Annotated in this window: 10 protein-coding genes; 6 read left to right on the top strand and 4 right to left on the bottom strand. The window is 55.4% G+C overall.

Annotated features, from left to right (window positions below; all coding sequences use genetic code 11):
* Window positions 1-38: 38 nt before the first annotated feature.
* Genes IE099_RS19455 through IE099_RS19445 form a run of 3 tightly spaced genes read right to left on the bottom strand, consistent with a single transcriptional unit; the run spans window position 39 to window position 7718 of the window.
* On the bottom strand, window positions 39-812 hold the full coding sequence (locus IE099_RS19455) for an SHD1 domain-containing protein (protein ID WP_189574058.1): 774 nt from the start codon (window positions 810-812) through the stop codon (window positions 39-41).
* Window positions 813-839: 27 nt separating this feature from the next.
* Window positions 840-2144, bottom strand: coding sequence for a hypothetical protein (locus IE099_RS19450; RefSeq protein WP_189574055.1), 1305 nt, complete (start codon window positions 2142-2144; stop codon window positions 840-842).
* A gap of 21 nt (window positions 2145-2165) precedes the next feature.
* Window positions 2166-7718: a LamG-like jellyroll fold domain-containing protein gene (locus tag IE099_RS19445; protein WP_189574053.1), complete on the bottom strand. Its 5553-nt coding sequence runs from the start codon at window positions 7716-7718 to the stop codon at window positions 2166-2168.
* A 347-nt stretch (window positions 7719-8065) separates the two neighbouring features.
* On the opposite strand from IE099_RS19445, the gene IE099_RS19440 reads away from it, so the two are divergent.
* The 3 genes from IE099_RS19440 (at window position 8066) to IE099_RS19430 (ending at window position 15157) form a co-directional block, all read left to right on the top strand.
* Entirely contained in the window at window positions 8066-12442 is a 4377-nt protein-coding gene (locus IE099_RS19440; protein WP_189574052.1) for a beta strand repeat-containing protein, read from the top strand.
* A gap of 185 nt (window positions 12443-12627) precedes the next feature.
* On the top strand, window positions 12628-13515 hold the full coding sequence (locus IE099_RS19435; protein WP_189574050.1) for a LamG-like jellyroll fold domain-containing protein: 888 nt from the start codon (window positions 12628-12630) through the stop codon (window positions 13513-13515).
* A 145-nt stretch (window positions 13516-13660) separates the two neighbouring features.
* Window positions 13661-15157, top strand: coding sequence for a tryptophan 7-halogenase (locus IE099_RS19430; RefSeq protein ID WP_189574048.1), 1497 nt, complete (start codon window positions 13661-13663; stop codon window positions 15155-15157).
* 7 nt (window positions 15158-15164) lie between these two features.
* On the opposite strand, the gene IE099_RS19425 is transcribed toward IE099_RS19430, so the two are convergent.
* The gene (locus IE099_RS19425) at window positions 15165-15911 is read right to left on the bottom strand and encodes an AraC family transcriptional regulator (RefSeq protein ID WP_189574046.1); all 747 of its coding nucleotides are present in this window, start codon (window positions 15909-15911) and stop codon (window positions 15165-15167) included.
* A 121-nt stretch (window positions 15912-16032) separates the two neighbouring features.
* Between IE099_RS19425 and IE099_RS19420 the strand changes: the two genes are divergently transcribed.
* The 3 genes from IE099_RS19420 to IE099_RS19410 all read left to right on the top strand — a co-directional run bounded on the left by IE099_RS19420 (window position 16033) and on the right by IE099_RS19410 (window position 22974).
* Complete coding sequence (locus IE099_RS19420) at window positions 16033-17163, top strand: Gfo/Idh/MocA family protein (RefSeq protein ID WP_189574044.1); 1131 nt, start codon at window positions 16033-16035, stop codon at window positions 17161-17163.
* Between the two features lie 96 nt (window positions 17164-17259).
* Entirely contained in the window at window positions 17260-20721 is a 3462-nt protein-coding gene (locus IE099_RS19415) for a PVC-type heme-binding CxxCH protein (RefSeq protein WP_189574042.1), read from the top strand.
* Window positions 20722-21021: 300 nt separating this feature from the next.
* Window positions 21022-22974 carry an ulvan lysase-like protein gene (locus IE099_RS19410; RefSeq protein WP_189574040.1) on the top strand — a complete coding sequence of 651 codons (1953 nt, stop codon included), beginning with the start codon at window positions 21022-21024 and terminating at the stop codon, window positions 22972-22974.
* Window positions 22975-23108 lie beyond the last annotated feature (134 nt).

The following is a 23108-nucleotide window of genomic DNA, read 5'->3' as shown; positions in this document are numbered from 1 at the left end:
GCATCCGCCTGTCGAAAGCATGCAGGCCGAAGAAGGCTTCACTCCAGCCCCATATCTTTGCGGAGAGCCTCAAGCATTTTGACAAAGCGCAGGTCGTTGACTTCGGAAGACTCGTTGTCAAAATTCAAACCATAGGGCCAAAAATGCTGGCGATCCGCATACAGAACAGCGTCGGGACCATCGAACTCCCGAAGCTGGGTGAGTGCATGTTCGCCGGTCCACTTGCCATCCTTAATGTTCTTCCTCCAATTGGGATGAGTGCCAACTCCCAAAGTGTGGGAAAACTCGTGTAGCGCGACTCGTCGGCTAATGCTTCCCCCCCAGTTGATCCAACCGTCAAAGTTCGCATCAGCGGTGGGTGTTCCCGGGCTGTTGTTGGCATAGACATGCTTCTTAAACTTACCGTGTTTGTTCATGTAAATCACCGCTGCTTCCATGGCGTCCACGATTCGCTTCTTTCGGTCCTCGGGCCAATTTTCATGTCCATCCGATAGTTGATAGGTAAAGGGGCCGGCTAAGAGCTTTTCCTTTTCCAGCTCGCCATTGGCTTCCCTTGCTCTTTCTTGCTCCGCTTCCACTTTCTCCAAAACCAGCTCCCGGTCTTCTTTCGAAAGCTGCTTCAAGGGAATCTCCACCACAGTCCCGCCTCGTTTTCTCAACTTCACTTTCTCCTCGTCACCCTCGAGATAGGCCCCTTGCAGGGTGCGCCCGTCGGCAGAAGTCCACTCCCGAACAACTTGTGCCCTTCCGTCTTGGCCAATCAAGAAAGCGAAACACGCCATCGCCCCGCATCTTTGTATAGAACTCTTCATAGACTCATTTCTCATCCTCTCACTTCTCTAGCGGCGACGTCGGTCGCGGGGGCGGTTAATCTCGGCCACGACATCTTCAGGAAGATTCGAACCGGAGAGCCACTCCTGACCAGAGTCAGGGTGATGCTCAATCCATCCCCGGGCAGTGTTGATGATTGCATCCCGGCGCACCTCGTCGTTGCCGATGGCCAAGGCCCACTCCATAGCGGATTCCGGCTCCTCCCGAACAACCCGACGAGCATAAGAACCTGCGGCATGGTCCAAATCTTCTCCCTGCGGCGAGCTTGCCAAGAACTCGCCAGCCGCGACGATGTCACGCCCCGCCCACTCCCACATCGTCTCCGACATGGCGCGATTGCGGCCTTCCCCTTCGGGTAAACTGGCAGCCCAGCTCACTGCGGATTCGGGCTCCCGCTCTGCCCATTCTTCTGCAACTTCACCGACCGCGCCAGTGGCGTGCTCATCATTCGCATACTGTCCAATCCAAAGCGCTGCTTGCTCAGGATCGCTTCTGACAAAACCATTCGCCAATGAATGCAAGGCACTCCCCTTCACCTGCCCCTCCGGGAGCGAATCGGCCCAAGAAGACGCTAGCTCGAAACCCTGCATCAATTGCTGTCGGGCCACATGACCCATCAAATCCTGCGCGCGTCCTTCATCTTCCAACTCCAAAACGAGAGCCGTGGCAGCATTCACATCGCGTTGGGACGTTCCGGTAACCAATCCCCGCATCAGGGTGTGCCGCTCCCCTTCCCCTTCGATTCCAGCAACAAACTGCCTGGCCGCCTCAGGATCTTCGGAGGCCCAACCGGACATCACCGAACCCAGAGCCCACTCACGTCCACGGCCTTCACGCGCCATGGCAAACTCGGTAGCGGCAGGACCATCGAGCCTGCCCCAGGCATTGGTCAGCAAGGTAAACTCATGCCCATAACTCCAACCCGACCGCGGCATTTTTTCGAAAGCTTCCACTGCTGCTGCCGCATTTTCCTTCGTCAACGATTCCAGCAAGGTCGCAAACTCCCGCTGACGCTTCAGAGGATCAGGCTCACCGAGTATGGTGGTCAAAGCTTCCGCCATCGCCTCGGGATTCAACTCTTTGCCCGATCCGGGGATCCACTCACCCGAAGATGCATTCGACTCACCACCCCCAACCGAACTATCGCTTCGACTCAATGAAGATGTCGACTGCTGTCGTGCAGCCGTTGAGCGAGTGGGAGCGGTCTGGGCGGACTGTTCTCCTGAAGCGGGGCCCGACAAACTTCGCCCTGCGAGAAAAGCTCCCCCAGCTACCAACAACCATACAAGATGGACCCAATGTGTTATTTTCATAACAGACTCTCTTTATCGTATTTATGGCTCTCGAACCTGCAAACGCCAGAAGCGCCTTGCTTCGTTACTGGTGTCAAATGGTGTGACTTCCAGAAAGCTGGTATCGAAAAATGAATCTGTATTTGGCAACGCATTCCAGCTCTCCCAACCAGACAGGTCCGAGCTGGTCTCAACTGTGTAGCGACGGAAGGGCTGTCGTCTAAAAGTCAGCTCGCCATGGCCTGTCAGACTTAGCAAAGCTTCAGAATCCGGTGTGAGCGGGTTGCTTCCGAATAGAAATTCATCATAGTTACTCCGTCCGTCACCATCGTCATCGTCCGTTCGCGTGCCAGTGAGTTGATAACCGTTCGGGCCAGCCCAGTCGGGGTAAAGGCGGTTCTGGGGCAGACCGGACTGAATCCATTCCGTTACCAGGGCGATCGCCTCTTCGTCGAGCTCTGAGGTCGATAAAGGAGGCATACGGGTGAAGGGAGGGGTGGCCGCAATGCGGTGGAGAAGAACACTGTGAGCCACCTCACCAGGAACGACATATTTGTTTCGCGCATCCCCCCCATCAACTATCGGGGCCCTATTGATTAGCCCTGTCTCCTCCAGCATGAGCGCCTCCCTTCCATCCCACAATCCTCCCACACTCCCACCATCCTGATGACAGTAGGCGCAATTGACCGAGAGATAGGATCGCACCCTTTGCTCCAGAGAGTATTGCAACTCATCGGGACGAACATGAAAGGGCAAGGTCTCTAACGGATCAGGAGAATTGGACAAGTATCCACCAGCCTCAAGCAGCGTCAGGAGATTACCAGAGAATCCGTTGACCTCTTGGGAAAGATTCAACTGCCGTGTGGTGAAAGAGAGCGGGTCCCCTTGATGGCAGGTCATACAGGCACTTCGGCTTGGCAGTTCCCAAGTCTGGATATGAGGTTCGCTTTCATCTCCGCTCTCATCGATTGCCAACTCGAATTGCGCTCCCGAAGAGGGAACCAGATAGGCCTCCGTCTGTTCCTCATTCCAGCGATAAGTGACCCCGTAGGCACCCTCTTCGTTCTTCACTAGAACTCGAGTCTCCAAGCGTTTGTTGGTTGCCGCATTCCCGCGCTCAGTCGCCAATTCAAAATGCTTCACCCAGACCATACCCGACGGATAAGTCCACGCACCTTCGCGAGTCCAAGTCATCCGTTTGTCCGAATGAGGGATCCCAAACCACCGGTTCTTGGTCGCATGGTCGCTCCAGAAACGAAGATTCGGTTGATAAGGCAGAAGCCCTGGAGAAGGAGAGAGCTCGCCGAGGTCAGCGAACAACCCTGTATCACTCAAAGTCTGGGGGAAATCATGGGAGTCTGCGCTGCCAAGGGTCAACCGCATAATTTTGCCCTCGAGATAAGCACAAAACAAGATGTCTTGAGTCGCTGGATCGGTCCCCATGGAAGAGAAAACCCCGTAAGCCCCCGGCAAGCCGGTAAGCCTTTCAACAGCCCCGCTCTCGAGATCCATTTTCCAAACATGGCCCGAAATAGAATCGCAAAAAACGTAGTTCCCCACGAGCGAGGGATAGCTCGCCCCCCGATATACCGAACCTCCTACTACAGAATTCCCTTTGAAATTGGGATCCCCTGGTTGGGCGGTGTGCACATACTCGTAGACTGGATCGATGGAACTGAATCCGACCGGAGCGTCCCCGAGAGCCCCGTTGAAATCATGAGCGCCCTCGCGATAGGCCCACCCATAATTTCCGCCCCGCTCGATGCGATTGATCTCTTCATAGAGAACCTGTCCCACATCGCCCACCCAGAGTTCGCCTGTCTCCACGTCGAACGACATCCGCCAAGCGTGACGGATTCCAGTTGCCCAGAACTCAGTGCGAATTGTGCCCAATGAGCTCGAATAATCGATTCCATTGAACATCCCATCCCAGTCGCCACCAAGACTGGCGTGAACGAAAGGATTGTCCACCGGCACCCAAAAACCGGCTTCTCCACTGCCATTGGTCGGGATGGAAGGATGGGCGTTGGGCGCTAGGTTTCCAGGCCTCTTATCGACATCCAGACGGAAAATCCCCGAGTAAAAATCGTCGTCAATCTGCTGACTACGCGCCTGTCCGCTCGAGGAATTTTGCCCGTCTCCAGTCGCATAGTAGAGGTAGCCATCAAGGGGGCTGAAGTGAAGATCTCCCCCATTGTGATTGAGTCCAAAGTCATCGATGTGGAGGAGAACGACTTCGCTGTTTGGATCCGCAACCGTGGAATCAGAGGCATCCCGAGAGAATCTTGATACCCTTTGAAAGTAGTCTCCCCCTTCGTTCACCGTATAGGCCACAAAGAAAAAACCGTTGTTCTCGTAGTCCGGATGAAAGGCCAAACCAAGCAATCCATTTTCGGGCTGACCGGCAAGCAAGGGGCCTTCATCGAAGCCGGTTCCTAAGGCCGTCAGATCGAGAAAATTGTTCGCCACTGGTGCCTGCGCCGTGACATCTGCCACTCGTTTGATAACGCCCTCCTGTTCGCAGACATAAATCTGATTGATATCCCCCGGAACGTTAGTCAGGCAGACCGGACGCTCGAAGGTCAAGCCCGGCAACGCGTCTTCCAAAGTCCAAGTCGGCGGAGGGAGTTCCTCCGGCATGGTCCAGGCCTCATTGGTGATGCGCAAGTCAGGAGTTACTGTGAGCTCCACCGAAGCTGGCACTGAAGCGCCTGCAAAGTTTTCTACCGTATATGTAAAGGAATCAAATGCGCCACTCCCGTGGGTATGTGAATAAAGAATTTTCCCATCAGGTTGAACTTCAGTACTTCCCCGCACAGGAGGCGAGACCACCGCGACCGTCGTGGGGTCAGGATTGCCTGAGTCATTGCGCAAAACATCAAGCAACACCTTCTGCCCTTCGTGTAGTGTGGCGGCATCATCCTCTGCTACCGGCGGTGCGAACACTGTATTGGGACCGTCTTGGAAGCTTGTCTTCACCTCTTGCGCACTCAACACGGAATCATAGATCCGAAGCTCATTTAGCGAAAGATGGGAATTTTCGTCAGGCGACCAATTGGAACGGCCAATCCAATTGTTTACATCTTCCATATCTTGCAAACGAAACGGCAAATCGATACTCCCCGAAAAAACACTGTCGCGATACCACCTCACCCGACACCCGCCCGCACCCGCGCTTCCGGCGCCTTCTTCGACAGTCATCACAAAGTGGTATTCGCTCCCAACGGAAGTCGTGCCCGACAAATCCGTATCCACTTGCGTCTCCCCTCCGGCATTGATTTTGCCCCCAAGACGATGAGCGCCCAAAGTCCCCTGCATGTTCCAGGAGAGAAAGAGATTATCGTTGGCCTGAAAGAAATTTGGAGCCTCGGCATCATCCACGATCTCTCCCGGCAAAGCTCCGGCACCATGGGTTTCCGTGCAGTTTCCGAAGTCCCAAATTCTTTGCCAAAAGCGCGAAGAAAGAGGCGTCATCCATCCTTCGATAGTAAACTCCCGAAAGGAAGAGATGAGGCCATTTGGCAGCTCGAGATATGCGGAGATTGTTGCCGCGCTTTCCTCGCCGTTCGTGCCACCGGGGAGAATAATCTCACTACCGTTCAGTAGAGCCCCATTCCCCTTCACCACCAACTCTTCACGCGAACTGGCATCGAGAAAAGTCATCCCCTCCTCCGCATTACCAGCGGAAACATCGAAGTCCCAGCGCAAGGTCGGAATCACCGCGGGGGCTGGGGGTTCAGGCGGACCACTGGTAGGATCCGGCCCCAAAAAAGCACTCGCCTGAACCTGTTGTTCACCGAGAGCCGAGCGATAAATCCGGAGTTCATTGAGAGCAAGATGAGCATTCGAATCTCCCCCATACATGGAGCGTCCAACCCAATTATTCACGTCCTCCAGGTCCTCGAGACGAAAATTGAAATCGTCGAAATTCTGCAAGACCCCATCGCGATACCAACTCACGCGAATCCCAGCACTCCCGAATTCTCCCACCCCATCCTCGACCACGAAGACGTAATGATACTCGGTTCCAGGAATGGTGGGAGCAGTGGAGAATGTGAAGACTGGCCCGTTGTCATCAATCTCTCCCTCCAGTTGTTGCTGGTTGAGGTCATTCGCCACATTGAAGGTGAGGCTCAGATTATCATGCGCGCTGTAGTTGCCGGGATTCCCCACGCCATCGACGACCTCACCCGGTTCCGCCCCCGGGCCACTGGTTTCCACCGTCCGACCAAAGTCAAAGAGCCTGGCCCAAGTCTTGTTCGACAAAGGGGTCGCCCATGCCTCGAACGTCACACTCGGCGACGACGAAACAATTCCATTATCCAAGTTCAGGTAAGCTGCGATTCCGGCAAGAGGCTGATTGCCTGTCGTGCTCCCTGGTAAAATCACCTGCCGCCCATCGAGCGCACCCCCTTGCCCCACCAAGGTCACTTTGCGGTCTCCTCCCCCTTCATCAGGAAATATTAATCCTGACTCTACCGCAGAATCAGCTTGGGAAGTAAATGTCCAAAGATGGTCTGGATTCGGGAGTGGTGGGGGCGATTGCGGATCGGTGGGATCAGTGCCGATCATTTGCTCTTCCAAGTTGGAAAAGCCATCCCCATCCGCGTCGCCGTTTCCATCGTGGAGGGCCAGCTCAGAGGGAGTCGCCACGCCATCATGATTCCCGAAATACACGTCCTCGAACGCCACATCGAGAAGCCCGTCATCATCACTATCGCTATCTTGGAGAAAGTCGGGACCGTTGACGAAATTGTTTGCAATCTCCTGTGAGCTCAGCGCATGGTCCCAGATCCGAACTTCAACATACTCAGCATCCGCATTCCAATCGTTCGTGTATTGCGATCGTCCCAACCAATTGTTCACGTCCTCCATCTCATTCAGGCGAAAGTCCACGTCCGCAGAATAGACTAGCTCGGCATCCCGGAACCAAGTCAACCTGCCCCCCTGCTGCCCGTAGGTGCCCACTCCATCCTCGAAGGTGCACACGTAATGGTAGGTCTGCCCCAGACTGGTTGCCCGAGCGACATCGTGGTGATAGGCGGGATTTCCCCGTTCATCATTAACGACCGCATCCAACCGCTGGACATTGGGGTCATCTCCTACTGCAAAGGAATAATAAAGATTGTCGTCTGCATTGGATGCTCCGGGAATCGCACCTTGGCCATTGATGTCGTTGATTTCCCCCGGTTCCGCATTGGGTCCATGGGTCAAATTCGACCGACCAAAATCGAAAAGGCGATCATAGTTTGTCACTGAATGAGGAGCTGCCCAAATTTCAATAGTCAGGTTCACCTTTGACGAAATGAGACCATCGGGCAGGTCGAGATAGGGTGACATGAAACCGAGGGAATGATTTCCATTGGAAGTCCCCGGCAAACGAATTCCCTCTCCGGTGAAGGTCGCTTGTGCCTGCCACTCGCCGATCACAACCGCTTCTGCACCGGCAATCAAATCGGCCACGATCGTGCCGCTCGGAGCTGACCCGACCGGCTCGTCAAAAGTCCAACGGTGAACCAAGTCGCCGTGCGCCAAAGAGGAACCTGCCGCTACGGCAAGAACCAGCAAATCTCGAACTTTGTTTGCGCTTTTCATCTCGTTTCTCTTCACCGCTCGACGGCATCTCACCGAACAACCGCGAGCACCAAACCGCCCTTTAGAGATAAAACAAGAACACAAAAATACCAAAACACAAATCCCTAAAACAGCCATAGACCCTCCAAGAACGCCTAAAGGTAGGGATTATCTTAGAAAAAAATAAATACTCAGTCAGACCCACCGAAACCCGGATGGCGCATCTTTACACAATAACGTCGAGTGAAACCTATTTTATGAAGGAGACCTTACTCATAGTGGTAACGCTGAAAACTGCTACTTCAGGATCAAGCAAGCCTCGCTCTCCGGCACAACACAGAGCGCGGATTTCAAAAAAAACAAAACCTATGAAACTAACAATCAAACCATTCCTGCATGGAGCAGGATGCCTCATTTGCTCCACCAGCATCTCGATGGCAACGACATGGACCGGCGGCACCAGTTCAGACTGGTCAACCGCCGCCAACTGGGACAACGGAGTCCCCAACGGCACCGAAAATGTGACCATCAACAACGTCAGTGACGGAACCCTTCACGCGCCCGTCCTGACCACTGCCTACACCCTCGATCCAGACGGTGGAGGCGGAGATATGTTCATTGGAAATGGGGGTGGCGAAGGAGTTCTGGACATCAATGACGGAGGGTCGCTGGATGGTTCGGGCAACTGGACCCTCGTCGGGAACGGAGCTGGAAGCGCTGGTACTCTCAACGTCAATTCCGGCGGTTCTTTCGTAGGAGACAACAATATCCGATTGGGTAGAGGAGGTGGAACCGGAACCCTCAATGTCAATGGAGGTTCGGTGGGAGGAAGCGGACTCGATGAAGGAGGCGGCACTGGAATTGTCAAGGTGACCAACGACGGTATCATCGATGTCTCTGGAAATATTCGCATGAATGGTAGCGGCAACTCATCCATCGATAGCGGCTCGATTTCAACCGGAGGACAGCTGCTCATTGGGGTCGCGGGCGAAGGTGGAACCCACACACTGGATGTCACGGGAGGAACGATTAGCTCCAATTCCTGGTTCGTAGTGGGACACGTGAGTGGCAACGCGGTCATGAACGTCTCGGGAGACGAAACAGTCATCAACAAGGTCGGCGCAGGCTCCTTTTTCACCATCGGTGCCAACGGTGGCGCCGACGGAACGGTCAACCAGAACGGCGGCACTATTACTGATGGCACGGCTGGAACGGGCAACTATGGAACCTTTCTGGGCGAGAATGCCGACAGCATCGGAACCTATAATCTCAACGGAGGCGATTTCCATACCTCACGCATCCGGGTCGGCGGCGGAACCGCTCAACTCAACCTCAATGGCGGCACTCTCCACGCTACCCAGAATGACGAAACTTTCATCGGAACCGGGGTCAACGTCGACATTCAGGCAGGCGGTGCCTTCATCGACAGCGAGGGATTCGACGTCACAATGAACGTCCCACTCAGCGGAGTCGGCAACCTGACAAAATCCGGAGCCGGTCAACTGTATATCGTTGGCGACGGAGATGGTGGCGTCACCTTCACCGGAGATATCATCGTCAGCGAGGGTGGGATCGGACTTGGAGGAGATTTTTCAAATGAAAGCATCATCATCCCCGCCAACGGCAGTATCGGAGTCACCGATGAAGACCCGACCTTCGACGCACTCGGCACCCTTTCCTTGGCCAGCCTGACCTTTGGCGACAATACTTCAGTCGTTCTCGACATCGCGGAGACCGACATGGCCGATAAAATTACAGCCACCGCTCTGACCGCAGGAAGTTCTGTCACGGTGAATCTTGTCCCCGACGACACCGCCTTCTATGGCTCAAAAGCAACGATAGAGGGCACCTATACAATCTTTGAATACACAGGCTCGTTCTCCGGGGACCTCAGCAACTTTTCGATTGGAAACTCTGAGGTTGGCTTCGTCTACAATTTCGCGGACACTGGCTCTGCTATCACAGTCGAAGTCATCCTCAATGACTCCGATAACGACGGATTGCCCGATGACTATGAAATCGCGAACTTTGGCGACTTGAGCCAGGGATACGACGACAATTTCGACAATGACTTTGCCTCCAACGGAGAAGAGTTCATCGCGGGAACCAACCCGACCGATTCCAGCGACGACCCCTTCGATGTCGATGACGACGGAATGCTCGATGCGGATGAGAATCTCTATTTCGGGTCTCTCGACTATTCGGATGGAACCGGAGACACCGACGGCGACTGCGAACTCGACGTCGATGAGGTTAACGAATTTCAGGATCCAACCAGTGCCTCAGTCTTCACCGATACAGATTTCGACGGACTGCCAGATGCTTACGAGATCGCGCATTTCGGCGACCTCTCGCAAGATGACTCCGGCGATTTCGATACCGACAACTTTTCGAACCTAGAAGAGTATCAGCATGGTTCAGACCCGAGCACGGGCCTCTGGTCCCCTGCTTTCCCCCTTCCTGCGCACCGCTGGAGCTTCAATGGGGACCTCACTGACTCCGTGGGAGGAGTGACCGCCACCATCCAAGCGGGAGACACCACCTCCACCAACACAGCTGCCGTGGGTGCCAATCAAGTAGTGATGGTCGGCGGAGCCAAGGCTGACTCCGAGTGGATTCAGTTGGGTAGTAATCTTCTCCCAGAGAAAAACACGGCTGTAACGCTCCAAACGTGGGCGACTAACAACGCTATCCAGAACTGGGCGAGAATCTTTTCTTTCCACGATGATTCCGGAACGACCGATGCAGAAAGCCTCTTCATGGCTTGGACCCGAGGCACCGACAACGCCACCAATCAAAGCTCGTGGTACAACGACGTCAACGACCCCGACTCCAATGGTGCTGATGCCAGCGCTCCCGACATCCATGGAACCTTCACCCTGGGAACAGAATACCACGTCGCGGTCACCATCTGCCCCGATCCGGAAGACCCGGATTTTTCTGTGGTGACCTTCTATAGTGCGGAAGCCTCCTCCCTGGATCTGGGAGCGGCGAAAGGCGGCTTTACCATCAACGCCCGGATTTCCTCGTTGAACGATCTGGTGGCCGCTCTTGGTCGCTCCCGCTGGGCGGACAACACGGCAAGCGCTAGCTACAACGAGTTCCGCATCTACGACGGCTGCCTTCTTCCTTGGGCATTGGAGAGTTTGCATGATCTCGGACCCGACGCTGCCAGCATCTCCATGACGGACTCCGATTCGGATGGTCTCCCCGACCAGTTCGAGCAGTTCTACTTCGGCAATCTCGCGGAGAACCTCTTGGACGACTCCGATGATGACTCCGTGAGCAATCGCGACGAACTTCTTGTCGGCACAGATCCAAACGATGGTGCCAGCACACCGAACGACAGCGATGCCGACGGCCTGCTGGATGACGACGAACTCTTCTACTTCGGCGACCTCACCACCAGTGACGGGACCGGCGACTTCGACGGGGACTTTGAATCCGACGCAGACGAACTGGGCGGCACCTTCACTGACCCAACGGATCCAACCGATGCCACTGACAGTGATACCGATGAAATGGGTGACGCTTGGGAAATCAATTTCTTCGGCGACCTTTCCCGGGACGGCTTGGGCGACTTCGACGAGGATAATTCCAGCGATGTCGACGAGTTCTTTGGCCTGACGAATCCAGCCAACCCCTTGGAACCCGTGGTGAAATTTGATGACCGCGATGGCGATGGACTTCCCGACACCTGGGAAATCAACATTCTTGGAGCATCCTTGCTCAGTGAATTCGGAGCCAACGATGACCCCGATGGAGACTTCGACAGCAACTTGGCCGAGTATCAAGCCACCTCCGACCCTCGCGACATCAATTCCACGGCGAGCGATGTGAACGGTGATGGAACGACCGACTCGGTCACCTTCCTGGGCATGGATGCAACCGGGAGCGGGATTCTGGACTTCGAAGGAGAGGCTACGCCCTTCACACGACTTGATGGCTCCGGCACTGCTCTGGCGGCTCAGGATGCGAATCTTGACCTGGACATTGCGAACAGCACTCTCGCCATCACCAGCAGTCCAGCGGATATCAATGGGCAACTTGGGATGGATGTGTTGGAAGCCTTCGGCCTCGAGTTATCCAGCCTCGGCTTTACCGGAGCAGAGGACTTCCGCATCCGCGCCCATTATGCCTGTTTGCCCGCGACCGCGAGCTTCGATCAAATTGGCGCCTACGTGGGAACTAGTACCACCGCACTCACGCGCTCGTCTTCGATTCAGGGTTCCTTCCAGTCACTGGGAGTGAACACCAACGGCACCAATGACGCCGATGCCTTCTTTGGAACTGCAGGAGAGGCTGGCGTGTTCGACGGGAATCTCACCGTCATTATCGAACGAATTGGTGGAGTGTGGTCGGCCACGACCAACGGGAATGCAGCCACTCCCATCGCACAGCCCGTGTTTTTGGACGGCACTGCCGACCTCAACGCGGGGGTCTTCAGCCTACACGACGGAGCGGGTTCCGGTCCTGGCACTGTGGAACTGGACGACTTCACGGTGGTCATCTTCGGCAGCGCAAGCCCCGCAACTCTGGAGATCGTATCCTCCGGGTTCAACAACTTCGGAGACTTCGAGATTCAATTGGCGGGCGATGCCACCGGTGCGACGGTTGAGCAATCAACCAATCTGACCAACTGGGCTGCGGTTGCGGCCACCATCAGTGGCAGCACAATCACCATTGCCTCAGCCAACCTCGACCCCGACGGCAACGGTGACTCGTTCTTCCGCGTCACACAATAGGGATTAAAAACCTTCGCAGGCAATCCATAGAGGGAGTCGCCCCTATCCGGGCGGCTCCTTTTTCCACAAGAATTCTATTCTTTAAAAACTCAAACCTTCGTCGATTTCGCGAGTCATCCACTCGCGATGAATGAAGGGCCTTTTTTCAAAACACCAACAACCTATAAGAAATACCTAACAAACCAATGAAACCTAATCACACACTCTCCGGAGTCATTCTTTCCAACCTCTTGCTCCTGGCATCTTCCCCCTTGGCCCATTCGGCCGTGGTGGAATATTGGGACTTTGAAAACGGCACCGCAGGCCCGCTCACTCCTGCCGGTGAACCCAGTGGCAGTGGCTACGCGGAAGGCCTCAATGGCAATCGCATCCATGGCTGGGACAGCGCCGGCGGAGCGGGCTACACCACCGACACCTCCCCCAACGGAGGAGCTCTCGGCCTGTCCTCGGCAAACCAAGACGGCTACATCTTCTCAGGGGACACCGGAGAAACCCTGCTGGGATGGACCAGTCCCAACTGGACCCTCGAGATGCACGCTCGCATTGACGACCTCAATGGTTGGGAAACTCTCTTTGCGCGGATGGGGAGTAGCTATGGTGCCGCCGAATCTGACCTCTACTTTCAAAGACGGGGAGACCAAGGAGCCAACGGGCAGTTTCGCTTGAACTATGTTCCTAACATGAGTGGCTCCGCCACCAATGCCGACCGTCTGGTCTTGAATAGCACTATCAGTCTGACCCAAAGCACGTGGTATGGCATCGCGGTATCGGCCGATTCCACCACCGGAACCATCTCGATGTTTATCGACGATGGCTCTGGCTACGCGCTAGACAGCCAGCTGACCGGGCTTTCCGGCGATTTGGGTGTAACCCCGGGAACTGACAACTACGCCTTTTTCCGCGACTACTATAATGGCGGACAGAGCAACAATACCACGGGCGTGATCGACAATGTCCGCTTCAGTGACAGTGCCCTCGAGGCCGGTGACCTGATCCCACTCGCGATCCCCGAGCCAACCTCGTCGCTCCTCGGAAGCTTCGGCCTCCTCGCACTCCTCCGTCGTCGCCGCTAAACGGGGCGCACGACGATTCGGGAACTCCTGACAATCATTTCAGGATCTTCCTCCAGAGACAAAGCCCCACCGCCGACCATTCCGGTGGGCTTTGTTCTCTTCTATGCTTGTCGTCACAGGCATCTCGCTTCAAACTAACAAACGCATGATCAAAAATCTTGTCGTCCTCGGTTCCGGTAGCGCCGGCCTTATCGCCGCCCTCTCCTTTCGACGCAAACTACCTCAGATTCAGGTAAGCGTGGTGAGGGACCCCAGCATCGGAGTGATCGGAGTAGGAGAAGGAACGACCCCTAATTTCCCCCGCCACCTCTTTGACTATCTCGGGATTCCCCGAAAGACTTTCTACGAGCTTGCTGAACCAACTTGGAAGCTGGGAATCCGCTTCAACTGGGGAGCTCGAGAACATTTCAACTACACGTTCGCGCCCCAACTTGACGCACGATTGGCGCAACTCCCCCTCCCGAACGGCTTCTATTGCGACGAGGTCTTCGACAACTTGGATCTCTCGTCAGCCTTGATGAACCAGGGGAAGGTGTTCCCTGCTCAAGCCAACGGATGCCCGGATATTCAGCCTTGGCATGCCTTTCACATCGAAAACGAAAAGTTTGTTGCGGTTCTCGAAAAAATCGCGGTTGCTTCCGGAGTCGAATTCATCGACGGACGTGTCGACGACTGCAGAAGAAACGACAATGGACTGAAGGCGATTCTGCTCGAGGACGGCCGATTGATAGAGGGTGATTATTTCATCGATTGCAGTGGATTCCGGAGCGAACTGTTGGGAAAGGCATTGCAAGAGCCCTTCCTCGATTTCAAGAAGACCCTCTTCTGCGATCGGGCTGTAGTGGGCGGGTGGGAACGCACCGAAGAGCCGATCCTCCCCTACACCACCTCCGAGCAAATGAGCACGGGATGGTGCTGGCAAATCGAACATGAGCGCCTCATCAATCGAGGCTACGTCTACTGTTCGGACATGATTTCCGACGAGGAGGCTGCGAACGAATTTCGCGCCAAGAACCCCAAGGTTCCGGACGATCCCCGCATCGTCAAGTTTCGCAGTGGTTGCTACCAGCGAATGTGGGTTGACAACGTGGTTGCGATTGGAAATGCGGGAGGTTTCGTCGAGCCTCTGGAGGCCACCGCTCTCATGATCGTCTGCTCCCACGTGCAGACTTTGATCAACTTTATCCAACATTCCCAGCTGGCTCCCAGCCCTTCCATGCGCGACCTTTACAACCGCGTCACCCACGAAACCTGGTTGGACATCCGTGACTTTCTGGGGCTCCACTACAAGCCGGATACGGCGATGAAAACCCCTTTCTGGGACCGATGCCGGGAGGAGACGGATCTCTCCGGAATTGAAGAACTGCTGGAATTCTACCGGGAGAACGGACCTACTGGATTCTGCCGCTACAGCCTCCAGTCAACTCAGAACGACTTTGGCCTCGAAGGCTATCTCGTAATGCTCCTGGGCCACCGGGTCCCCCACCAAAAACCATATCAACCCACGGATGAAGAATGTAAAATCTGGAGGGCGCACTTGGAGGCCAACAAGCGAAAAGCTCAAGGCGGTCTCACGGTCGAGGAAGCACTCGCCTACGTGCGAGACCCGCGATGGCAATGGCACGACAATCCGCAGGGATAGAAAGGACTCAGTCCGGATTCCGAAAGCGCTTCCGATAATCCCGTGGGCTCATTCCCATGACTTGGCTGAACTTTTTGGAGAAAGAGCTGTGGTCATAAAAGCCCGTATCCAGGGCGATCTCCGTGATGGGCTTGTTCCCTCCAGACAACCACTCGCATGCTCGGAGAATCCGCAACTTCATGATGTAGCTCCTCGGAGTGGTTTTGAAAGTCTGCCGGAAACAGCGCTCGAGTTGCCTCACTGACATGCCCGCGATTTTAGCAATCTCGTGAACCGAAACCTTCTCGGCGTAGTTTTCTTTGAGATACTCCATCACTGGTTGCAGGGTGATGTAGGGCTGTAGATCTTCGTGCGCACCTTTGTAGCTTCGCACCAGTCCACACAGCCCGGCAACCTTCCCCTTGCGCGTGAAAAGCGGGATCTTATCCGTGACGAACCACTCTGGATCTCCCATCTCATTGGGAAACATCTCGACAATTTCCTTCAAAGGCATCGCGGTCTCCAAAACCAGACGGTCATCCTGAGAATACTTTTCGGCAAGCTCGACCGGGAAGATCTCCTGGTCGGTTTTCCCAATCAAGTCTGCCTCATTCTCGAATCCGCACCGCTGAACAAAAGCCCGGTTGCCGGCCATAATCCGCAAATCGGCGTCCTTTGCAAAATACAACATGTTCGGCAAGTATTCAAATAACTCCCGCACTGTCCCCGGACGCAAACCGTCCAACCATTGCGCTGCCGTCTCTTGGGTCTCCATGTCGTAATCTTACACAAATTAAGAACTGATCCAGCAAGACTTTTCTCGCTTTAGATCCTAGGATTATCTCCTCAACGCCATTGAGCTCGCATCTTTGGAGTTAATAAACCCTTTACCAACCATGTCTGAAAAACCACTTAACATCGCCATCGTCGGCCTCGGTTTTGGAGCCGAATTCATCCCAATTTACCAGCGTCACAAGGGTGCCAATATGGCTGCCATCTGCCAGCGCACCGAAGCTACGCTCAAAGAGGTGGGCGACAAATACGGCATCGAAAAGCGCTACCAATCTTACGAAGATCTTCTGAAGGATCCCGATATCGATGCTATCCACATCAACACTCCCATCCCAGATCATGCCGAGCACTCCATTGCGGCGCTCAAGGCCGGGAAGCATGTCGCTTGCACCGTACCGATGGCGACCAGCGTGGAAGATTGCAAGACCATCGTGGATCTCGTTCAGCAGACTGGACTGAAATACATGATGATGGAGACCGTCGTCTACGCACGGGAATTCCTCTATATGAAAGACCTCTACGACAAGGGCGAGCTCGGCAAACTCCAGTTCCTGAAAGGGTCGCACCAGCAGGACATGGAGGGTTGGCCCGGCTATTGGCCCGGTCTCCCCCCCATGCACTATGCCACCCACTGCGTCGGCCCCGTTCTCGGCCTGGGACGCAATCAGGCGGAGTATGTGTCTTGTTTTCCCTCGGGCACCATCGCCGAGGAGATGCACGATTGCTATGGCTCTCCCTATGCAGTGGAAACTTGTCACATCAAGTTCAAGGACAGCGACCTCTCCGCTCTCGTCTATCGGTCCCTATTCGACGTAGCTCGCCAGTATCGTGAATCCATCGAAGTCTACGGCTCCAAGAAGTCCGTCGAATGGCCTCTTATCGAGCACGAGCCGCTCGTCATTCACACCGCCAAAAAGCCTGAGCCGGAAATTCCCGAACGAGTGGAATGCCCGGACTTCGCCCACCTCCTTCCCGAAGAGATCGCCCCCTTCACCACCGGCGGAGTCTACGGCGGAGAAGAAGGCGAAGAACATCTCTCCTTCACCCAAGGTGCAGGCCACGGCGGGTCCCACCCACACCTCGTCCACCAGTTCCTCGAGTATATTGCGGGACGGGGCGAGGGCTATCCCAACGCCGTCCAATCGGCGAACATTACCTGCACGGGTATTCTGGCCCACGAATCCGCGCAAAAAGGCGGCGAGTTGGTCAGGCTTCCCGAGTTCACCTTGAGCTAGCCTTTCAACTCACCAGCTGATCTTCAGCGTAGGCTTTTCGGCCTCTTTTACCGAAGCCGGAAAGCCTCTTCTATCCGTTCTGCAAATTTCCATTACATGAAAAAACTGCCTCTTCTCTTCACTCTGGCTCTAGTGGCCTTGGCCCTTGGTCAAGCGCTCGTCATCCCCAAGGAGGATGCCCGCCGTCTCAACGTTCTCTTCTTCGGAGCGCCAACCGGGAACGGCCCCGGCCACGATCCCGTCACTCGCTACCGGGCGATTAAGAAGCACCTCGGGGCGGACGGCATCGACTTCACCTACGCGGAAAATCCCGCCGTGGTTTTCAATCCCGAAGTTCTCGAGCAATACGACGCGGTCCTCATGTATGGAAATTGGGAACAAAATGGCACCATGCCACCCAAGCAGGAAGAGGCTCTGATCTCCTATGTGGAGAACGGAGGAGCCTTTCTCCCCATCCATTGTGCCTCTGCTTGCTACGGACAATCCCAAAAGTTCGTCGAGCTGGTGGGTGCCAAGTTCCGCTCCCACCGCGACGCAGTATTCTCGCCGAAAAATGTCAATCGCACCCATCCGATCACGAAAGATCTGGAACCGGTGAACGCTTGGGATGAGACCTATGTCCACTCCGACCACAATGATGACCGGGTTATCCTTCAGAAACGGGATGACGAACCCTGGACCTGGGTCCGCGAAGTGGGTCAAGGCCGGGTCTTTTACACCGCCTCCGGACACGACCACCGCGTGTGGGACACTCCCGAGTTTCACGAACTGATTAAGCGGGCCGTGTACTGGTCCGTTGGCTCCGATCGATACCGTCTCCTGAAGGGCTTCGCTATCCCTACCTTGGAACAAGAGGAGGTTTCACTCCCCGGCTATCGCGAGCGGAAGGAAATCACCATGGCCCAGAAGCCTCTTTCTCCCGTAGAGTCAATGAAGCTCGCACAAGTGCCCGTCGGCTTCGAGCTCTCCCTCTTCGCGTCCGAACCCGACATCGTCAATCCAATCTACGTCAATTGGGACCATCGCGGCCGCGCCTTCGTCATCGAGACCATTGATTACCCCAACAACCTCCAGCGGGGCAACCTCGGTCACGACCGCATCACAATTTGCGAAGATACAAACAACGATGGCCGCGCCGACAAATTCACCCGCTTCGCGGAAAAGCTTTCCATCCCAACTTCTCTCGTCTTTGCCAATGGTGGCGTGATTTGCACGAATGGTAGCGAGCTTCTCTTTCTCAAAGACACTAATGGAGACGACAAGGCGGACGTTCGCGAAGTCCTTATTGACGGCTTCAATATGGGCGATACCCATGCCGGCCCCTCCAATCTCAAGTGGGGACCCGACGGTTGGATCTATGCCACCATCGGCTACTCTGGTTTCAATGGAAAGGTTGGTGACGAGAACCACCGCTTCGCGCAAGGTCTCTTCCGCTTTCTTCCCGACGGTTCCCAGATGGAATGGCTACAACCCACTACTAATAATACTTGGGGACTCGGCTTCACGGCAGAATTCGACATCCTCGGTTCCACTGCCAATGGCAACCCCAGCTTCTACATGACCTTTCCGAGGAAGACCTACGATTCGGTCTCGTTAGACCAAGGGCGAACCCCGCGCGCGGATGATAATCCCCTGCTCAATCCGTCTTCGGCCGACATTCGTCAGGTGGATCAGTTCGACCGTTACACTGCGGCTGCCGGTCACGCCATCTACACTGCCAACCGCTTTCCGAGTTCCTATCACAATCAGGTGGCGTTCATCTGTGGCCCAACGGCGAAGCTAGTCGGTCACTTCGACCTCGAGCGTCAAGGAGCGGGCTGGAAGGCCACCCAGTCCCCGAACAATACCTACAACTCGGCCGACGCCTGGTCCGCTCCCGTCTGCGCGGAAGTTGGACCCGACGGAGCCCTTTGGATTTGCGACTGGTATAATATCATCATCCAGCACAACCCGACGCCTTCGCGCAACTCCGCCGGAATCAATGCGCAAACAGGAAAAGGCAATGCCTACGAGACCCCTCATCGTGATAAGGAACATGGTCGAATCTATCGACTCTATCCAACAGGGAGTAAAGATGACGCCAATCCCGGACTCGACCCGTCCCGGCCGGCCAGCCTTTTGAAGGGACTCCAACACCCGAATCTCTTCTGGCGCCTTACCGCCCAGCGACTTCTTGAAGAACAAGGTGATGTCACTCTTGCGAAGGAGTTGATTAGCTTGGCAAAAACCAACGCGGAGGCAGGCTCGCATGCTCTCTACGCCCTCGACAGTTTGGGACAGCTCACACCCTCGCTACTCACTGACTTCCTGACGCAAGGGCAGCCTGCAGCCCGCCGGGCTGCCATCGCTCTGGCGAATCCCGACCAGTTGAAGAGAGCATTCCTCTCGGACGGAACCATCAAGGCGGAAGGTCGCGAACTAGCCGACATTCTGGTCGGACTCTCCCTCGCCGGCTCAGACCCAGCAATCGGGGAGGCTCTTCACAATCTGGCGGCCAACCAGCCTGGGGTCATCTTTGAGGACTCCACTCTGCGCGACGCATGGAACATCGCCGCCCGACGCCACGCCACCACAGTTCTCGCCGCCGCCGGGGACAGGACCACGGAAGAAAAATCCGAGCCTGAAAACCTCCTGCCCAACGGAGACTTTGAGGAAGCCGACAATGGTCAGCCCAGCAACTGGAACGACCTCAGGGTCTACGCCGGCGCAGGTGCCGATCAAATCACGGTCTCTACCTCTCCCGACGGACGTTCGGGCAACTGCCTGAAGATAACCGCCAAGGATTACTCCGACTGCGGTGTTGCCATTTCAGTCCCCGTCAAGCGTGGCGTCCGCTACCGTCTTTCCGGTTGGCTCAAAACTGAGAACTTGGAAACTCGCAACAATGCACCAGGAGCATTGATCAATTTGCACGGCGGGCAACGCACGCGGAGCCTCAAAGGAACAAACGAATGGACCCAAGTCTCAGTCGAATTCGAGGCCGGCTCCGACCGCGACGCTCTCATCCACTGTCTCTTAAGCGGGTATGGCGTAGGCCGCGGGACCGTCTATTTCGACGACCTCTCTCTGATTGCGCTCGGTAATAGCAACAGCCTCGCGGGTGCCCTCGAGAGCCTGCAGACCTTCGCCGATCAGGGTGACAAACCGAGCGTTCCCACCCAGCGAAAATTCGAACCCGACTCCGAAATCCACGAACGTGGTCTCGCCGTTTATAGCCTTACCTGTGTCGCTTGTCACGGCGTGGACGGAAAGGGCGTTCCACACTCCTTCCCACCGCTCGATGGTTCTTCCTGGGCTACGGGAGACCCCGAACGTGTGGCGAAGATTGTCCTCCACGGTCTCATGGGTCCGCTGGAACGGAATGGAGATCAGTTCAATAGTGCCATGCCGCCCCTCGGCTCCACCCTTGACGACCAGCAAATCGCCGACGTGATGACCTATGTGCGCCAGACATGGAGCAACGACGCTTCTCCTGTCTCGGCCGACTTTGTTAAAAAAGTCCGCCAAGACACCTCCAAGCAGCAGATGATGTATCAGGTCAAAGAGCTGGAGAACTAGGAACTATCTCAAATCAGCTGGGGGCTCTATGGCTCCGGCACCTTGATGGAAAAGTGTGTCCAGAGCCCCCTCCCCGCCGTCAGCCGATCCAAGAATTCAAAGGTACAGCGAGCTCAGCTCCACTGTTCCTTCTCCGATGCCCACCCTTCTACCCCGACGATTCTTTAAGAACACCGTCTTGCTAGGAAAGTTCGATGGGGCGGGAGAAATGTCCCCTCTTTCAGCGACACGACAAAGTTGTCCCAGTCTCTAGCCTGAAAAGCTAACGAGAACGCCAACTCCCCACCTTGTCGCACCTTCATGCAAAATCGCAGAACCTTCATCGAATCACTCTCCTTCGGCTCCGCCGGAATCTTTCTCTCCACCGGGGGAATTCTCACCTCTTCATTGGCCCTCGCCGACGACAGCGCCGGAAAATCGCTCTCTGACTTTGACTCTCTCAGCGGCAATCTCCTCGCGGATTGGGTCGATGGCATGCTTGCCCACCAAATCGACGAACCCGACAATCCCATTCATGATGGCGCACTCGCTTGCCCATCCTGCGAACACATTCACGGACGTTGTTGGGAGGCGGTCTACCCCATTCTTCGGATGGCTAAATCTACCGGCGACGAGAAGTATCTCGCCGCAGCCATCAAACTCTTCGACTGGTCCAAGAACGTCTCGGGTGCTGATGGACGCTGGACCAACGATCTGAATCCAAAGTCTTGGCACGGCACCTCCATTTTCGGAGCAATCGCGCTGGCGGAGGCGATTCAGTATCACGGCGATTTACTGAGCGAAGAGCAGCTCGCGACTTGGAAAGCACGGCTGAAACACGCCGCCAGCGATTACCTTTGGAAAAAATTCAAGACTCTCAATTTCACCAACGTCAACTATGGCTTCACCGCCGTTCATGGTTTCGACCTCTTGGGACGAGTTCTTGGCGAGCAAAAATACCTCGACCGAAGCAGCGAACTAGCCAGTGGAGTCAAAGAATACTTCACAGAGCCCAACAAGCTCCTCTTTGGCGAAGGGAAGCCATACGACGTCCGCAGCGCTCGCAACCTCCTGCCAGTAGACCTCGGCTACAACGTCGAAGAATCCCTCAACGGAGTGACCCTCTATGCCCTCCACCAAAAGGACGAGGAACTGCTCCAACTGTTGCAGAAATCCCTCGAAGGCCACCTTCAATTCATGTTGCCCGACGGTGGATGGGACAATAGCTGGGGCACCCGTCAGTTCAAATGGACCTACTGGGGTAGCCGCACCTGTGATGGTTGCCAGCCGGCCTTTGCCATGATGGCTCACCGCAATCCGGCCCTTGGCACCGCAGCAGTGAGAAGCACCGAGCTTCTGGCCCGCTGCACCGCAAACGGCTTGCTTCATGGGGGTCCGCATTACGTCTCGCACGGTGTCAGACCCTGCATCCATCACACCTTCGCCCACGCCAAGACTCTCGCTTTCGTGCAAGATCACAAAAAGTCGCTCGAGCATGTCGACGACGCCACCCCCCTTCCCCGTGAAGTTGCCAAAGGCGTCAAACACTTCCCAGAAATTGCAGTTTCCCTCGCTGCGAAGGGGCCCTGGCGGGCCACGGTCTCGGCCTATGATTCCATTTACCGCACTAAATCAGAGCCCGAGCATATTTTGCATGCAACCGGTGGTTCGCTCTCCGTCCTTTACCATGACAAAGTTGGTCTCCTCCTCGCTGGAAGCATGCCCAAGTATCTCCAAGTCGAACCTCTCAATCAGCAAGAAAACCCCGGCGGAGACTTCCCCCTCACTCCACGAATCGAGATCAGAAAAAACGGAAAGTGGTTTACCAATCTCTACGATTTGACCGCCAAGGTCACCCATGAGGAGAATGAAAAACAAATCCGTTTTCACGTGCAAACAACCCTGACGAATCTCAACTACCAAGCCCTTGCGGACGAAGTTTCTCGATTCGATCTAGAATATCTTTTTGAGGAAAATCGAACCGTCATCACCGCCCAGAGCACAAACGGCGACGCCTCCAAAGAGCAAGCTTCTCTCATCCTGCCCGTTCTTTCTCCAACCGGAGAGGCGGTCAAACAAGTCTCCGAGACCCGCATCGAAATTTCCAAACCAAATGGCATCGTGGTCATTGAGTCCACCGTGCCCCTCACCATTCAGGAGACGAAGAGAGGCCGCGTCTTCAACATGGTTCCCGGAGCCGAAGCAGTCCCCATCATAGCCCAACTCCCACGGGATTCCGGGATGAGGGCGACCTGCACGATATCTGTATTGTAAGTAGTTTTCGCAAAAGCGGAGACAAGTCGTATTCCTGTGAGAACGAGACATCAGATGTTGCCAAGACCATGAATTGAGCGATGTTCGGGCTAAGAGTAGTCGTGTCTACATCGTAGAAAGGAGAGTCGGCTTGC

It is taken from the genome of Roseibacillus persicicus, assembly GCF_014651675.1.
Classification (GTDB): domain Bacteria; phylum Verrucomicrobiota; class Verrucomicrobiia; order Verrucomicrobiales; family Akkermansiaceae; genus Roseibacillus; species Roseibacillus persicicus.
This window is presented reverse-complemented; position numbering and strand designations above follow the sequence as displayed.

Coding starts and splice junctions, on each gene's coding strand:
- IE099_RS19410 (WP_189574040.1), top strand. CDS start 21,022: ATGCAAAATCGCAGAACCTTCATCGAATCACTCTCCTTCGGCTCCGCC.
- IE099_RS19420 (WP_189574044.1), top strand. CDS start 16,033: ATGTCTGAAAAACCACTTAACATCGCCATCGTCGGCCTCGGTTTTGGA.
- IE099_RS19430 (WP_189574048.1), top strand. CDS start 13,661: ATGATCAAAAATCTTGTCGTCCTCGGTTCCGGTAGCGCCGGCCTTATC.
- IE099_RS19435 (WP_189574050.1), top strand. CDS start 12,628: ATGAAACCTAATCACACACTCTCCGGAGTCATTCTTTCCAACCTCTTG.
- IE099_RS19445 (WP_189574053.1), bottom strand. CDS start 7,718: ATGAAAAGCGCAAACAAAGTTCGAGATTTGCTGGTTCTTGCCGTAGCG.
- IE099_RS19415 (WP_189574042.1), top strand. CDS start 17,260: ATGAAAAAACTGCCTCTTCTCTTCACTCTGGCTCTAGTGGCCTTGGCC.
- IE099_RS19425 (WP_189574046.1), bottom strand. CDS start 15,911: ATGGAGACCCAAGAGACGGCAGCGCAATGGTTGGACGGTTTGCGTCCG.
- IE099_RS19450 (WP_189574055.1), bottom strand. CDS start 2,144: ATGAAAATAACACATTGGGTCCATCTTGTATGGTTGTTGGTAGCTGGG.
- IE099_RS19455 (WP_189574058.1), bottom strand. CDS start 812: ATGAAGAGTTCTATACAAAGATGCGGGGCGATGGCGTGTTTCGCTTTC.
- IE099_RS19440 (WP_189574052.1), top strand. CDS start 8,066: ATGAAACTAACAATCAAACCATTCCTGCATGGAGCAGGATGCCTCATT.